Origin of the sequence: Cronobacter universalis NCTC 9529 (assembly GCF_001277175.1) — a bacterium.
Lineage (GTDB): Bacteria > Pseudomonadota > Gammaproteobacteria > Enterobacterales > Enterobacteriaceae > Cronobacter > Cronobacter universalis.
Window position 1 is genome coordinate 3,873,509 of sequence record NZ_CP012257.1, and the last position, 12,608, is coordinate 3,886,116.

Consider the following 12,608-nt stretch of genomic DNA (forward strand, 5'->3'; position numbering starts at 1 on the left):
CCCGTGGCTATGAAAAAATCCATTAATCTCCGCAGCCTGGCGGCGCAGGCTATCGAACAGGTAGTCGAAAAAGGCCAGTCCCTCAGTACCGTTCTGCCGCCGCTTCAGCATAAAGTCTCTGATAAAGACAAAGCGCTGTTACAGGAACTCTGTTTCGGCGTTCTGCGTACGCTCTCGCAGCAGGAATGGCTTATCAATAAACTGATGTCGCGCCCGATGACGGGTAAACAACGTACCATCCATTATTTGATCATGGTGGGCTTGTATCAGCTTCTTTATACCCGTATCCCGCCACACGCGGCGCTGGCTGAAACGGTAGAAGGCGCGGTGGCTATTAAACGCATGCAGTTTAAGGGGCTAATTAACGGCGTGTTGCGCCAGTTTCAGCGCCAGCAGGACGAACTGCTGGCTGAATTCGCCGGTCAGGATGCGCGCTGGTTACACCCGATGTGGTTACTGAACAGGCTTCAAACCGCCTGGCCCCAGGAGTGGCAAGCGGTTGTGGAAGCCAATAACGAACGGCCGCCGATGTGGCTGCGCGTCAATCGTCAGCACCATTCCCGCGACGAGTGGCTTAAGCTGCTGGAAGAACAAGGGATGGCGGGCCATATCCACCCGCGCTACCCGGACGCCATACGCCTTGAGGCGCCGGCGCCGGTTAGCACGCTGCCAGGCTTTGATCAGGGTTGGGTTACTGTGCAGGACGCCTCGGCACAGGGCTGCGTCGAACTATTAGCGCCGCAAAACGGCGAGACGATTCTCGATCTGTGCGCCGCACCTGGCGGAAAAACTACGCATATTCTGGAAGCCGCGCCGCAGGCCAGCGTAATGGCCGTCGATGTGGACGCGCAGCGTATTTCCCGAGTCTATGAAAATCTCAAGCGTTTGAAGATGAAGGCCGACGTTAAAGTGGGCGATGGCCGCTTCCCGGCAACCTGGTGCGGCGATACGCAATTTGACCGGATCCTTCTTGATGCGCCCTGCTCCGCGACCGGCGTGATTCGTCGTCACCCGGATATTAAATGGCTGCGTCGTGATTCTGATATCAGTGAGCTGGCGCAGTTGCAGTCTGATATTCTCGACGCTATCTGGCCGCACCTCAAACCGGGCGGTACATTGCTGTATGCGACCTGTTCCATTTTGCCGGAAGAAAACAGCGAACAGATTCGGGCGTTTTTAACCCGAACGCCGAATGCGCAGCTGGACGGTACGGGTTCGGCGCAAACGCCAGGTATACAGAATCTTCCCGGCGCGGCCGAAGGCGATGGCTTCTTTTACGCTAAGCTAATCAAAAAGTGATCGGGCCCCGCAGGCGGCCCTGGATGGGTGAAGCATAACCATGAAGATAATCATTCTGGGTGCCGGTCAGGTGGGCGGCACGCTGGCGGAAAACCTGGTGGGTGAAAACAACGACATTACGGTTGTCGATACCAACAGCGATCGCCTTCGCGTACTTCAGGATAAGTTTGATCTGCGCGTTGTGCAGGGACACGGCTCCCATCCGCGTGTTCTGCGCGAAGCGGGTGCCGATGATGCGGATATGCTGGTTGCGGTGACCAGCTCCGATGAAACAAACATGATTGCCTGCCAGGTGGCGTATTCGCTGTTTAATACGCCTAACCGCATTGCGCGTATTCGCGCACCGGATTATGTGCGGGATGCCGAGCGCCTGTTCACCCCTGAAGCGGTGCCGATCGATCACCTAATCGCGCCGGAACAGCTGGTCATTGATAACATCTACCGCCTGATTGAATATCCGGGCGCATTGCAGGTGGTGAACTTCGCCGAAGGTAAAGTCAGCCTCGCGGTCGTGAAAGCCTATTATGGCGGACCGCTGGTGGGTAATGCGCTGTCGACCATGCGCGAACATATGCCGCATATCGACACGCGCGTGGCCGCCATTTTCCGCCATGACAGACCTATCCGCCCGCAAGGATCCACTATTGTGGAAGCGGGCGATGAAGTCTTCTTTATCGCGGCGTCGCAGCATATCCGCGCCGTGATGAGCGAACTTCAGCGTCTCGAAAAGCCCTATAAACGCATTATGCTGGTTGGCGGCGGTAATATTGGCGCAGGCCTCGCGCATCGGCTGGAAAAAGATTACAGCGTGAAGCTTATCGAGCGCGATCAACAGCGCGCGGCGGAGCTTGCCGAAAAGCTCCAGCACACGATCGTTTTTTATGGCGATGCCTCGGATCAGGAACTGCTCGCGGAAGAGCATATCGATCAGGTGGATCTGTTTATCGCCGTCACCAACGATGACGAAGCGAATATTATGTCCGCGATGCTCGCCAAACGGATGGGCGCCAAGAAAGTCATGGTGTTGATCCAGCGCCGCGCTTATGTGGATCTGGTGCAGGGAAGCGTGATCGATATCGCTATCTCTCCGCAACAAGCCACCATTTCTGCGCTACTTGGGCATGTGCGCAAGGCCGACATCGTGAGTGTTTCCTCTTTACGTCGTGGTGTGGCTGAAGCCATCGAAGCCGTTGCGCACGGCGATGAAACGACATCCAGAGTAGTGGGGCGGGTCATTGATGATATTAAACTGCCGCCGGGCACCATTATTGGTGCCGTTGTGCGCGGCAATGATGTCATGATCGCCAATGACAATTTACGTATTGAGCAGGGCGATCACGTCATTATGTTCCTGACCGATAAAAAATTCGTCACCGACGTCGAGCGGCTATTCCAGCCAAGCCCGTTCTTTTTATAAATATCTGGCGGCTACGGCCGCCATTATTATTTCTGCGTCATATTATCCGCATGGTTTACAAGGCTAAAAAGTAATTTGCATTATGCCTCGAAAATGGAAAATCATATTTCTTTTGTTAGACTTAGGTAGGCTTTGAAATCCAGGGAGCAGAAAATGAGCTTTTTTAAAGAGTTTCGTGAATTCGCAATGCGCGGAAATGTAGTGGATTTGGCAGTGGGTGTGATTATCGGTGCGGCTTTCGGTAAGATTGTCTCGTCACTCGTTGCCGATATCATTATGCCGCCGCTGGGTTTATTGATTGGTGGAATCGACTTTAAACAGTTCGCTCTGACGTTACGCCCTGCGGTTGGCGATACGCCAGCCGTTATCATGCATTATGGCGTGTTCATTCAGAACGTGTTTGATTTTGTTATCGTGGCTTTCGCTATTTTCCTGGCCATTAAGGTGATTAATAAATTACACCAGAAAAAACCCAAGGAAGCGCCGGGCCCAAGCAAAGAACAGGTACTGCTTACCGAAATCCGTGATTTGCTGAAAGAGCAAAACAATCAGCGTCCTTAACTGCCCTTAAAAGCAGAAGGCCAGTGGTAAAAAAGCGGTCTGCTTGTTTGCCACTGGCCTCCCAGTTACCTCTCTTGCCGTGTTTTGCTTTGCGCTGATAGCTACCTTTCCCTTTCAGATTCTTTTCGACGCGCTGACGAAACAGTGGATCATGTAACAAGGCCTCAATCGCGTTATCCTGAATTTGCCCCTTCGTATGTTTATACCGGTTCATAAATGCTCCTGTGGTGAATTCGCGGCAAGTTTAGGCCTGCAAAAGCAAAAGATCAATGTTGTCCGTTTTCTCCGTTAGCGCCCTGCTCCAGCGTCTCAAGAATCGAGCAATACACGCTGCTGTGCGCCGTCCCGCAGCACGCATCATTTAGCTTTTGCAGCGAAACACGCATGTTCTGTAGCTCCTGTATACGGCTGTCCACTTCATGCAGCCGCGCCTGAACAATACTCTTGGACTCCTGACAGGTGTGATGCTCAGGATCGATACGAATTGATAATAGCTCTCTTATCGCTTCAAGCGTGAACCCCAGTTGCCGCGCATGGCGAATGAAGCGCAGGCGCCGCAAATCGTTTTCTGTATAGAGCCGGAAACCGCCTTCTGTACGGATTTCATGCTCCATCATCTTCTGTTTCTCATAGTAACGCACGGTGTCAGGTGTGACATCAGCCAGACGGGCAAGCTCTCCGATACGGTACATACTTACTCCTCCAGTTTACTGGCGACGGCGCGGGCATAGCTGCCATGTAGAAAGTCTGTGCTAAGACCAGCCTGCTTTAATTTGAGCTCCAGTAGGGTCAGTCTCTTACAGACATGCTGATAATCAGGGTGCTGCTGATTGATGCCCTGGAGCAGGTCATTGAGCATCAGCGCTTCTTTCCGGGCTTCCAGTTCAGGCGGAAGAAAGCCCGCATTTTTCAATAACCGGTAACCCACCCGCAGCTCAGGATCCAGATGAGAATCATCATCCAGCATTAGTGGTTCCCCGGAACCAGGCAGATTGTCGAATTCGCCTTTTTGCTGGGCTTCGAGGATATGACGCTCAGCCCACTGATCCATTAACCACATCTCGGCCTCCTGGAAGGGAATAAGAAAAAATAACAGAAATGAAGCATAGGCGATGGGGACAAAGAACGACAGATATAAAAAAACCCGCCGAGGCGGGTTTTTTCACTTCACTGCAAATTACTCTGCAGCTGCTTCTGCTTGCGGCTCGGCGCGATCAACCAGCTCGATGTATGCCATCGGAGCGTTGTCACCAGCACGGAAGCCACACTTCAGAATACGAGTGTAACCACCGGCACGGCTCGCGAAACGCGGGCCCAGCTCGTTAAACAGTTTTGCCACGATCTCGTTATCACGAGTACGGGCGAATGCCAGACGACGATTAGCAACGCTGTCAGTCTTGGCAAGAGTAATCAGCGGCTCAACTACGCGACGCAGCTCTTTCGCTTTCGGCAGGGTCGTCTTGATGATCTCATGACGAACCAGAGAACCTGCCATGTTGCGGAACATAGCCTGGCGATGGCTGCTGTTGCGGTTCAGTTGACGACCACTCTTACGATGGCGCATGACCTTATCCTTCTCAGTAAAACCTTAACCTGTGATCCGGTTACTCGTCAGCAATGCTTGCAGGTGGCCAGTTTTCCAGGCGCATGCCCAGAGAAAGACCACGGGAGGCCAGCACGTCTTTAATCTCAGTAAGAGATTTTTTACCAAGGTTAGGCGTTTTGAGCAGCTCAACCTCGGTACGCTGTACCAGATCACCGATATAGTGGATAGCTTCTGCCTTGAGGCAGTTAGCAGAGCGGACAGTCAATTCCAGATCGTCAACAGGGCGCAGCAGGATCGGATCGAATTCTGGTTTCTCTTCTTTAACTTCCGGCTGACGAACATCACGTAAGTCAACGAAAGCTTCAAGTTGTTCTGCCAGAATGGTCGCCGCACGACGAATCGCCTCTTCAGGATCGATTGTGCCGTTGGTTTCCATTTCGATGACCAGCTTGTCCAGGTCGGTACGCTGTTCTACACGCGCTGCTTCAACATTGTAGGCAATACGTTCTACAGGGCTGTAGCAAGCGTCGACCAGCAGACGGCCGATTGGGCGCTCATCTTCTTCCGAATGAATTCGGGCAGACGCCGGCACATAACCACGACCGCGCTGAACTTTGATACGCATGCTAATAGATGCGTTTTCATCGGTCAGGTGGCAGATCACGTGCTGCGGCTTGACGATTTCGACATCACCGTCATGGTTGATGTCGGCTGCGGTTACAGGGCCAATGCCAGATTTATTCAGAGTAAGTACGACTTCATCTTTACCCTGAACTCTCACCGCCAGCCCTTTCAGGTTGAGCAGGATTTCCAGGATATCTTCCTGAACGCCTTCTTTGGTGCTGTACTCGTGCAGTACACCATCAATCTCAACCTCGGTCACCGCGCAACCCGGCATCGACGAAAGCAGAATACGGCGCAGTGCGTTACCCAGAGTATGGCCAAAGCCACGCTCTAAAGGCTCAAGGGTCACCTTGGCGTGCGTCGAACTCACTTGCTCGATATCTACCAGGCGCGGTTTTAGAAACTCTGTCACAGAACCCTGCATTGTGTCCTCTCTTTGGTACTAAGCTTTACTTGGAGTAAAGCTCGACGATCAGGTGTTCGTTAATGTCCGCAGACAGATCGGTGCGCTCAGGCTTACGCTTGAAGGTACCTTCCATCTTGCCAGCATCAACTTCCAGCCAGGTTGGCTTTTCACGCTGCTCAGCCAGCTCCAGAGCGGCTTTCACGCGAGACTGCTTTTTCGCTTTCTCACGAACGCTGACTACGTCGTTCGGACTAACCTGGTAAGAAGCGATGTTAACAACACGACCGTTTACCATAATCGCTTTGTGGCTAACCAGCTGACGTGCTTCTGCACGAGTGGCGCCGAAGCCCATACGGTATACAACGTTGTCCAGACGACCTTCCAGCAGAGCCAACAGGTTTTCACCGGTGTTGCCTTTCAGACGCGCGGCTTCTTTATAGTAGTTACGGAACTGACGCTCCAGCACACCGTAGATACGGCGAACTTTTTGCTTTTCACGCAACTGCACACCATAGTCAGACAGACGCGGTTTACGCGCACCGTGCTGGCCAGGAGCTTGTTCAATTTTACACTTGGTATCGATCGCGCGAACGCCAGACTTAAGGAACAGGTCTGTGCCCTCGCGACGGCTCAGCTTGAGCTTAGGACCCAAATATCTTGCCATTTTCTTTCTCCAACATTCCTAAAAACGGGCGTTATACGCGACGTTTTTTCGGCGGACGACAACCGTTGTGAGGGATCGGAGTCACATCAGTAATATTAGTGATGCGGAAACCAGCGGCGTTCAGAGCACGAATAGTAGATTCGCGGCCCGGACCCGGTCCCTTAACCATAACTTCCAGGTTCTTGATACCGTATTCTTTCACGGCTTCTGCGCAACGCTCTGCTGCAACCTGAGCTGCGAACGGAGTGGATTTGCGAGAACCACGGAAACCGGAACCACCGGCAGTTGCCCAACCCAAAGCGTTACCTTGACGATCAGTAATAGTAACGATGGTGTTGTTGAAAGAAGCATGGATATGAGCCACGCCGTCAGAGACTTGTTTTCTTACACGCTTACGTGCACGAACTGGTGCCTTTGCCATTATTCAATCACCCCGATTATTTCTTGATCGGTTTGCGCGGACCCTTACGGGTACGTGCGTTGGTCTTGGTACGCTGACCGCGAACCGGGAGACCACGACGATGACGCAAACCGCGATAGCAACCAAGATCCATCAGGCGCTTGATGCTCATACTCACTTCACGGCGCAGATCACCTTCAACGACAAATTTGGCAACTTCGTCACGCAGCGTGTCGATCTGTTCTTCAGACAGCTCACTGATCTTAACATCTTCAGCGAAACCCACTGCAGCCAGGATAGCTTTAGAACGGGTTTTGCCGATACCGTAGATCGAGGTTAATGCGATTACGGCATGCTTATGATCAGGAATGTTAATGCCTGCTATACGGGCCACTATGCACTCCTACTATATTGATTATGCGCCCCATGCTGAAAAGCCCGTTTTCAGGATACTCAAATGGAAACGCACAGACATACAAAAGATTGGCTGGCTAATCTAGCCAGCTCAACCCAACTTTGCAAGAAAAATATGCGAGATAATCAGCCTTGACGCTGTTTATGCTTCGGCTCGGCACTGCAAATCACACGGATGACGCCATCACGCTTAACGATTTTGCAGTTACGGCATAATTTCTTGACGGAAGCACGAACTTTCATTTTTACTCTCCGTAACTTCTCAAGCGACCATTAACGGCCATAGCCTTTGAGGTTCGCTTTCTTCAATGCAGACTCATACTGACTAGACATCATCAGAGTTTGCACTTGAGCCATAAAGTCCATGATCACAACAACAACGATAAGTAACGACGTTCCACCGAAATAGAACGGGACTTTCATTGCGTCACGCATGAACTCCGGGATCAGGCAAATGAAAGTAATATACAGCGCGCCAACCAGAGTCAGGCGTGTCATTACTTTATCGATATACTTCGCCGTTTGTTCTCCCGGACGAATTCCTGGTACAAATGCACCGGACTTCTTCAGGTTATCTGCTGTCTCACGCGGGTTGAAAACCAACGCCGTGTAGAAGAAACAGAAGAAGATGATTGCAGACGCATAGAGTAACACATAAAGCGGTTGCCCAGGCTGCAAATACAGCGAAATTGTTGTCAGCCAGTTCCAACCAGTACCGCCCCCGAACCATGACGCGATGGTCGCCGGGAACAGAATAATACTGGAAGCGAAAATTGCCGGAATAACCCCAGCCATGTTCACTTTCAGCGGTAAATGTGTGCTCTGTGCAGCATAGACACGACGACCTTGCTGACGTTTTGCATAGTTCACGACGATACGGCGCTGACCACGCTCAACAAAGACAACAAAGAAAGTCACTGCGAATACTAATACTGCAACCAACAGCAACAGGAGGAAGTGCAGGTCGCCTTGCCGCGCTTGCTCGATGGTATGGCCAATGGCCGGCGGAAGTCCCGCAACGATACCAGCGAAGATTATGATTGAGATACCGTTGCCGATACCACGTTCAGTAATCTGTTCGCCCAGCCACATCAGGAACATTGTCCCGGTAACCAGACTCACAACAGCGGTGAAATAGAATGCAAAGCCCGGATTAATTACCAGGCCTTGCATACCAGGCATATTCGGCAAACCGGTAGCAATACCGATCGACTGAAATATTGCCAGCACCAGAGTACCGTAGCGGGTGTACTGGCTGATCTTACGACGACCAGACTCCCCTTCTTTCTTCATTTCCGCCAGCGTCGGATGAACGACGGTCAGCAGCTGGATAATAATAGAAGCCGAAATATACGGCATAATACCCAAGGCGAAGATCGAAGCACGGCTAAGAGCACCACCAGAGAACATGTTGAACATTTCAATGATGGTGCCACGCTGTTGCTCAAGCAGTTTGGCAAGTACAGCGGCATCAATACCAGGGATCGGAATAAAAGAGCCAATTCGGAACACAATCAGCGCACCGATAACAAACAGCAGTCTGCGTTTCAGTTCGCCAAGGCCACCTTTGGCACTTTGAAAATCTAATCCCGGTTGTTTAGCCATCTGCTACTTATTCCTCGATTTTACCGCCAGCAGCTTCGATAGCAGCACGAGCGCCTTTAGTCACACGCAGGCCACGAACAGTTACCGGACGAGTAACTTCACCAGCAAGAATCACTTTCGCGAATTCAATCTGGATGCCGATAATGTTTGCCGCTTTCAGCGTGTTCAGGTCTACAACGTCGCCTTCTACTTTAGCCAGATCAGACAGACGAACTTCTGCAGTGATCATTGCTTTACGAGAAGTAAAACCGAATTTCGGCAGACGACGGTACAGAGGCATCTGACCACCCTCGAAACCGCGACGTACGCCACCGCCAGAACGAGACTTCTGACCTTTGTGACCACGACCACCGGTTTTACCGAGGCCAGAACCGATACCACGACCCAGGCGTTTACCCGCCTTTTTGGAGCCTTCGGCCGGAGACAGAGTATTTAAACGCATCTCTTACTCCTCAACTTTAACCATGAAGGAAACCGCGTTGACCATACCGCGAACAGCAGGAGTATCCTCGCGCTCAACGGTGTGACCAATACGACGCAGACCCAGGCCAAGCAGCGTTGCCTTGTGTTTCGGCAGACGACCGATTGCACTGCGGGTTTGAGTGATTTTAATAGTCTTTGCCATGGTCAATTACCCCAGAATTTCTTCAACGGATTTACCACGCTTGGCAGCGACCATTTCCGGGGATTTCATGTTGGCCAGGCCATCAATAGTCGCACGAACCACGTTGATCGGGTTGGTGGAACCATAGGCTTTAGCCAGAACGTTATGAACCCCAGCGACTTCCAGAACGGCGCGCATTGCACCACCGGCGATGATACCGGTACCTTCGGAAGCCGGCTGCATGAATACACGAGAACCCGTGTGAGCACCTTTAACCGGGTGCTGCAGGGTGCCGTGGTTCAGCGCGACGTTAATCATATTGCGACGAGCTTTTTCCATCGCTTTCTGGATCGCTGCCGGAACTTCGCGTGCTTTACCGTAACCAAAACCAACGCGGCCGTTGCCATCACCAACTACAGTCAGAGCGGTGAAGCTAAAAATACGACCACCTTTTACGGTTTTAGATACGCGGTTTACCGCGATCAGCTTTTCCTGCAGTTCGCCAGCTTGTTTTTCGATGTGAGCCATCTTACACCTCTACCTTAGAACTGAAGGCCAGCTTCACGGGCAGCATCTGCCAGTGCCTGGACACGACCATGATATTGGAAACCAGAGCGGTCAAAGGAAACATCTTTGATGCCTTTTTCCAGAGCGCGCTCAGCAACAGCTTTACCAACTGCAGCAGCGGCGTCTTTGTTTCCAGTGTACTTCAGTTGCTCAGCGATAGCTTTTTCTACAGTAGAAGCAGCTACCAGAACTTCAGAACCGTTCGGGGCGATTACCTGTGCGTAAATATGACGCGGGGTACGATGTACCACCAGGCGGGTCGCACCAAGCTCTTTGAGCTTGCGACGTGCGCGGGTCGCACGACGGATACGAGCAGATTTCTTATCCATAGTGTTACCTTACTTCTTCTTAGCCTCTTTGGTACGCACGACTTCGTCGGCGTAACGAACACCCTTGCCTTTGTAAGGCTCAGGACGACGGTAGGCGCGCAGGTCAGCAGCAACCTGGCCGATCAGCTGTTTATCAGCGCCTTTCAGCACGATTTCAGTCTGAGACGGACATTCTGCAGTGATACCCGCAGGCAGCTGATGATCAACAGGATGAGAGAAACCCAGAGCCAGGTTTACTACGTTCCCTTTGATCGCTGCACGATAACCTACACCAACCAGCTGCAGCTTCTTAGTGAAGCCTTCGGTAACACCGATAACCATTGAATTCAGCAGGGCACGCGCGGTACCAGCCTGAGCCCAACCGTCTGCGTAACCATCACGCGGACCGAAAGTCAGAGCATTATCTGCATGTTTAACTTCAACAGCATCGTTGAGAGTACGAGTCAGCTCGCCGTTTTTACCTTTGATCGTGATAACCTGACCGTTGAGTTTTACATCAACGCCGGCAGGAATAACGACCGGTGCTTTAGCAACACGAGACATTGTTTCCTCCGATTAGGCTACGTAGCAGATAATTTCGCCACCAAGACCAGCCTGGCGCGCTGCACGATCAGTCATAACACCTTTAGAGGTAGAAATAACCGCGATACCCAGGCCAGCCATAACTTTTGGCAGCTCATCTTTTTTCTTATAGATGCGCAGACCTGGGCGGCTGACACGCTGAATGCTTTCTACAACAGCTTTACCCTGGAAGTATTTAAGAGTTACTTCCAGTTCCGGCTTGGTGTCGCCTTCAACTTTAAAATCTTCAATAAAACCTTCTTCCTTCAGCACGTTGGCGATTGCCACTTTCAGCTTGGAGGAAGGCATGGTGACCGCAGCTTTGTTCGCGGCCTGACCGTTACGGATACGGGTCAGCATATCCGCGATCGGATCTTGCATGCTCATCTGTCTTTACTCCCGTGATTCAATTGGTGACAATTACCAGCTAGCCTTTTTCAGACCCGGGATTTCACCGCGCATAGCGGCTTCACGGACCTTGATACGGCTCAACCCGAACTTCCGCAGGAAAGCGTGCGGACGACCAGTTTGACGGCAGCGGTTACGCTGACGAGACGGGCTGGAATCACGCGGCAGAGTCTGCAGCTTCAGAACAGCGTTCCAACGATCTTCGTCGGAAGCGTTCACATCAGAAATGATCGCTTTCAGTTCAGCGCGTTTAGCGAAGTATTTTTCAGCTAAAGCTACGCGCTTTACTTCGCGTGCTTTCATTGATTGCTTAGCCATGAAGTAACCCTACCTTACTTGCGGAACGGGAAGTCAAAGGCAGCCAGCAGAGCACGGCCTTCTTCATCAGATTTCGCAGTAGTGGTAATGGTAATATCCAAACCACGAACGCGATCGACTTTGTCATAGTCGATTTCCGGGAAGATGATCTGCTCACGGACACCCATGCTGTAATTGCCACGACCGTCGAAAGACTTAGCGGACAGGCCGCGGAAGTCACGAATACGCGGTACAGCAATAGTGATCAGACGCTCAAAGAACTCCCACATGCGTTCGCCACGCAGAGTTACTTTACAGCCGATCGGATAGCCCTGACGGATTTTGAAGCCTGCAACAGATTTGCGTGCTTTGGTGATCAGCGGTTTTTGACCGGAGATTGCTGCCAGGTCAGCTGCTGCGTTATCCAGCAGTTTCTTGTCAGCGATCGCTTCACCAACACCCATGTTCAGGGTGATCTTCTCGACCCGAGGGACTTGCATGACAGAATTGTAGTTAAACTCAGTCATGAGTTTGTTAACTACTTCGTCTTTGTAGTAATCATGCAGTTTCGCCATCGTACTACTCCAAATTACTTGATAGTTTCGCTGTTAGACTTGAAGAAACGGACTTTTTTGCCGTCTTCGAATCTAAAGCCTACACGGTCAGCCTTGCCGGTTGCCGCATTGAAGATTGCAACGTTAGAAACCTGAATAGCAGCTTCTTTTTCAACGATGCCACCCGGTTGGTTCAGGGCCGGAACCGGCTTCTGATGTTTCTTAACCAGGTTGATACCTTCAACAATGATCTTGCCGGAAGACAGGACATTCTTAACTTTACCGCGCTTACCTTTATCTTTACCGGTTAACACGATAACTTCGTCATCACGACGGATTTTCGCTGCCATGA

General features: G+C 51.6%; 22 protein-coding genes. 3 read left to right on the forward strand and 19 right to left on the reverse strand.

Annotation, left to right across the window (positions count from 1 at the left end; translation table 11 throughout):
- The first annotated feature begins 9 nt into the window (after positions 1 to 9).
- The 3 genes from rsmB to mscL all read left to right on the forward strand — a co-directional run bounded on the left by rsmB (position 10) and on the right by mscL (position 3,277).
- A complete protein-coding gene (gene rsmB, locus AFK65_RS17820) occupies positions 10 to 1,299 on the forward strand; it encodes a 16S rRNA (cytosine(967)-C(5))-methyltransferase RsmB (protein ID WP_038858800.1) in 1,290 nt (429 codons plus the stop codon).
- 40 nt (positions 1,300 to 1,339) lie between these two features.
- Complete coding sequence (trkA, locus tag AFK65_RS17825; protein ID WP_007764763.1) at positions 1,340 to 2,716, forward strand: Trk system potassium transporter TrkA; 1,377 nt, start codon at positions 1,340 to 1,342, stop codon at positions 2,714 to 2,716.
- Between the two features lie 153 nt (positions 2,717 to 2,869).
- Entirely contained in the window at positions 2,870 to 3,277 is a 408-nt protein-coding gene (gene mscL / locus AFK65_RS17830; RefSeq protein ID WP_032804988.1) for a large-conductance mechanosensitive channel protein MscL, read from the forward strand.
- On the opposite strand, the gene AFK65_RS21370 is transcribed toward mscL, so the two are convergent.
- From AFK65_RS21370 to rplX, 19 genes are all read right to left on the reverse strand, one after another.
- Positions 3,228 to 3,491, reverse strand: a complete 264-nt coding sequence (locus AFK65_RS21370) for an alternative ribosome-rescue factor A (RefSeq protein WP_071602586.1) — start codon at positions 3,489 to 3,491, stop codon at positions 3,228 to 3,230. The two genes, mscL and AFK65_RS21370, sit on opposite strands and share 50 nt — an antisense overlap.
- A gap of 52 nt (positions 3,492 to 3,543) precedes the next feature.
- Entirely contained in the window at positions 3,544 to 3,969 is a 426-nt protein-coding gene (gene zntR / locus AFK65_RS17835; protein ID WP_007702465.1) for a Zn(2+)-responsive transcriptional regulator, read from the reverse strand.
- A gap of 2 nt (positions 3,970 to 3,971) precedes the next feature.
- A complete protein-coding gene (locus AFK65_RS17840; RefSeq protein ID WP_007702468.1) occupies positions 3,972 to 4,337 on the reverse strand; it encodes a DnaJ family domain-containing protein in 366 nt (121 codons plus the stop codon).
- A gap of 117 nt (positions 4,338 to 4,454) precedes the next feature.
- Entirely contained in the window at positions 4,455 to 4,841 is a 387-nt protein-coding gene (rplQ, locus tag AFK65_RS17845) for a 50S ribosomal protein L17 (RefSeq protein ID WP_004388624.1), read from the reverse strand.
- Between the two features lie 40 nt (positions 4,842 to 4,881).
- Positions 4,882 to 5,871 (reverse strand): DNA-directed RNA polymerase subunit alpha, encoded by a 990-nt coding sequence (locus AFK65_RS17850; protein ID WP_007702470.1) that lies wholly within the window; start codon positions 5,869 to 5,871, stop codon positions 4,882 to 4,884.
- Between the two features lie 25 nt (positions 5,872 to 5,896).
- Positions 5,897 to 6,517, reverse strand: coding sequence for a 30S ribosomal protein S4 (rpsD, locus tag AFK65_RS17855; protein WP_004388622.1), 621 nt, complete (start codon positions 6,515 to 6,517; stop codon positions 5,897 to 5,899).
- Between the two features lie 31 nt (positions 6,518 to 6,548).
- A complete protein-coding gene (gene rpsK / locus AFK65_RS17860; RefSeq protein ID WP_004388621.1) occupies positions 6,549 to 6,938 on the reverse strand; it encodes a 30S ribosomal protein S11 in 390 nt (129 codons plus the stop codon).
- A 16-nt stretch (positions 6,939 to 6,954) separates the two neighbouring features.
- Positions 6,955 to 7,311: a 30S ribosomal protein S13 gene (rpsM, locus tag AFK65_RS17865; RefSeq protein ID WP_004388620.1), complete on the reverse strand. Its 357-nt coding sequence runs from the start codon at positions 7,309 to 7,311 to the stop codon at positions 6,955 to 6,957.
- Positions 7,312 to 7,457: 146 nt separating this feature from the next.
- Entirely contained in the window at positions 7,458 to 7,574 is a 117-nt protein-coding gene (rpmJ, locus tag AFK65_RS21375) for a 50S ribosomal protein L36 (RefSeq protein ID WP_000868187.1), read from the reverse strand.
- 30 nt (positions 7,575 to 7,604) lie between these two features.
- Entirely contained in the window at positions 7,605 to 8,936 is a 1,332-nt protein-coding gene (gene secY, locus AFK65_RS17870; RefSeq protein ID WP_004388619.1) for a preprotein translocase subunit SecY, read from the reverse strand.
- Positions 8,937 to 8,943: 7 nt separating this feature from the next.
- Positions 8,944 to 9,378, reverse strand: a complete 435-nt coding sequence (gene rplO / locus AFK65_RS17875) for a 50S ribosomal protein L15 (protein ID WP_004388618.1) — start codon at positions 9,376 to 9,378, stop codon at positions 8,944 to 8,946.
- 3 nt (positions 9,379 to 9,381) lie between these two features.
- Entirely contained in the window at positions 9,382 to 9,561 is a 180-nt protein-coding gene (rpmD, locus tag AFK65_RS17880) for a 50S ribosomal protein L30 (protein ID WP_001140434.1), read from the reverse strand.
- Between the two features lie 6 nt (positions 9,562 to 9,567).
- Positions 9,568 to 10,068: a 30S ribosomal protein S5 gene (gene rpsE / locus AFK65_RS17885; protein WP_004388617.1), complete on the reverse strand. Its 501-nt coding sequence runs from the start codon at positions 10,066 to 10,068 to the stop codon at positions 9,568 to 9,570.
- A 14-nt stretch (positions 10,069 to 10,082) separates the two neighbouring features.
- Positions 10,083 to 10,436 (reverse strand): 50S ribosomal protein L18, encoded by a 354-nt coding sequence (gene rplR, locus AFK65_RS17890; RefSeq protein WP_000358956.1) that lies wholly within the window; start codon positions 10,434 to 10,436, stop codon positions 10,083 to 10,085.
- A gap of 9 nt (positions 10,437 to 10,445) precedes the next feature.
- Complete coding sequence (rplF, locus tag AFK65_RS17895; protein ID WP_007702491.1) at positions 10,446 to 10,979, reverse strand: 50S ribosomal protein L6; 534 nt, start codon at positions 10,977 to 10,979, stop codon at positions 10,446 to 10,448.
- Positions 10,980 to 10,991: 12 nt separating this feature from the next.
- Positions 10,992 to 11,384 carry a 30S ribosomal protein S8 gene (gene rpsH, locus AFK65_RS17900; protein WP_007702493.1) on the reverse strand — a complete coding sequence of 131 codons (393 nt, stop codon included), beginning with the start codon at positions 11,382 to 11,384 and terminating at the stop codon, positions 10,992 to 10,994.
- Between the two features lie 33 nt (positions 11,385 to 11,417).
- Entirely contained in the window at positions 11,418 to 11,723 is a 306-nt protein-coding gene (gene rpsN / locus AFK65_RS17905; RefSeq protein ID WP_004388614.1) for a 30S ribosomal protein S14, read from the reverse strand.
- A 14-nt stretch (positions 11,724 to 11,737) separates the two neighbouring features.
- Entirely contained in the window at positions 11,738 to 12,277 is a 540-nt protein-coding gene (gene rplE, locus AFK65_RS17910) for a 50S ribosomal protein L5 (RefSeq protein ID WP_007702494.1), read from the reverse strand.
- Between the two features lie 14 nt (positions 12,278 to 12,291).
- On the reverse strand, positions 12,292 to 12,606 hold the full coding sequence (rplX, locus tag AFK65_RS17915) for a 50S ribosomal protein L24 (protein ID WP_007369816.1): 315 nt from the start codon (positions 12,604 to 12,606) through the stop codon (positions 12,292 to 12,294).
- Positions 12,607 to 12,608: the final 2 nt, after the last annotated feature.

Excerpts from the sequence above, each read along its gene's own strand:
- zntR (WP_007702465.1), bottom strand. The coding sequence starts at position 3,969 with ATGTACCGTATCGGAGAGCTTGCCCGTCTGGCTGATGTCACACCTGAC.
- rpsD (WP_004388622.1), bottom strand. The coding sequence starts at position 6,517 with ATGGCAAGATATTTGGGTCCTAAGCTCAAGCTGAGCCGTCGCGAGGGC.
- rplO (WP_004388618.1), bottom strand. The coding sequence starts at position 9,378 with ATGCGTTTAAATACTCTGTCTCCGGCCGAAGGCTCCAAAAAGGCGGGT.
- AFK65_RS21370 (WP_071602586.1), bottom strand. The coding sequence starts at position 3,491 with ATGAACCGGTATAAACATACGAAGGGGCAAATTCAGGATAACGCGATT.
- rpmJ (WP_000868187.1), bottom strand. The coding sequence starts at position 7,574 with ATGAAAGTTCGTGCTTCCGTCAAGAAATTATGCCGTAACTGCAAAATC.
- rpsE (WP_004388617.1), bottom strand. The coding sequence starts at position 10,068 with ATGGCTCACATCGAAAAACAAGCTGGCGAACTGCAGGAAAAGCTGATC.
- trkA (WP_007764763.1), top strand. The coding sequence starts at position 1,340 with ATGAAGATAATCATTCTGGGTGCCGGTCAGGTGGGCGGCACGCTGGCG.
- AFK65_RS17840 (WP_007702468.1), bottom strand. The coding sequence starts at position 4,337 with ATGTGGTTAATGGATCAGTGGGCTGAGCGTCATATCCTCGAAGCCCAG.
- rpmD (WP_001140434.1), bottom strand. The coding sequence starts at position 9,561 with ATGGCAAAGACTATTAAAATCACTCAAACCCGCAGTGCAATCGGTCGT.
- rpsK (WP_004388621.1), bottom strand. The coding sequence starts at position 6,938 with ATGGCAAAGGCACCAGTTCGTGCACGTAAGCGTGTAAGAAAACAAGTC.
- rplQ (WP_004388624.1), bottom strand. The coding sequence starts at position 4,841 with ATGCGCCATCGTAAGAGTGGTCGTCAACTGAACCGCAACAGCAGCCAT.
- rpsH (WP_007702493.1), bottom strand. The coding sequence starts at position 11,384 with ATGAGCATGCAAGATCCGATCGCGGATATGCTGACCCGTATCCGTAAC.
- rplF (WP_007702491.1), bottom strand. The coding sequence starts at position 10,979 with ATGTCTCGTGTTGCTAAAGCACCGGTCGTTATTCCTGCCGGCGTTGAT.
- rplE (WP_007702494.1), bottom strand. The coding sequence starts at position 12,277 with ATGGCGAAACTGCATGATTACTACAAAGACGAAGTAGTTAACAAACTC.
- rsmB (WP_038858800.1), top strand. The coding sequence starts at position 10 with ATGAAAAAATCCATTAATCTCCGCAGCCTGGCGGCGCAGGCTATCGAA.
- rpsN (WP_004388614.1), bottom strand. The coding sequence starts at position 11,723 with ATGGCTAAGCAATCAATGAAAGCACGCGAAGTAAAGCGCGTAGCTTTA.
- rplR (WP_000358956.1), bottom strand. The coding sequence starts at position 10,436 with ATGGATAAGAAATCTGCTCGTATCCGTCGTGCGACCCGCGCACGTCGC.
- rplX (WP_007369816.1), bottom strand. The coding sequence starts at position 12,606 with ATGGCAGCGAAAATCCGTCGTGATGACGAAGTTATCGTGTTAACCGGT.
- secY (WP_004388619.1), bottom strand. The coding sequence starts at position 8,936 with ATGGCTAAACAACCGGGATTAGATTTTCAAAGTGCCAAAGGTGGCCTT.
- mscL (WP_032804988.1), top strand. The coding sequence starts at position 2,870 with ATGAGCTTTTTTAAAGAGTTTCGTGAATTCGCAATGCGCGGAAATGTA.
- AFK65_RS17850 (WP_007702470.1), bottom strand. The coding sequence starts at position 5,871 with ATGCAGGGTTCTGTGACAGAGTTTCTAAAACCGCGCCTGGTAGATATC.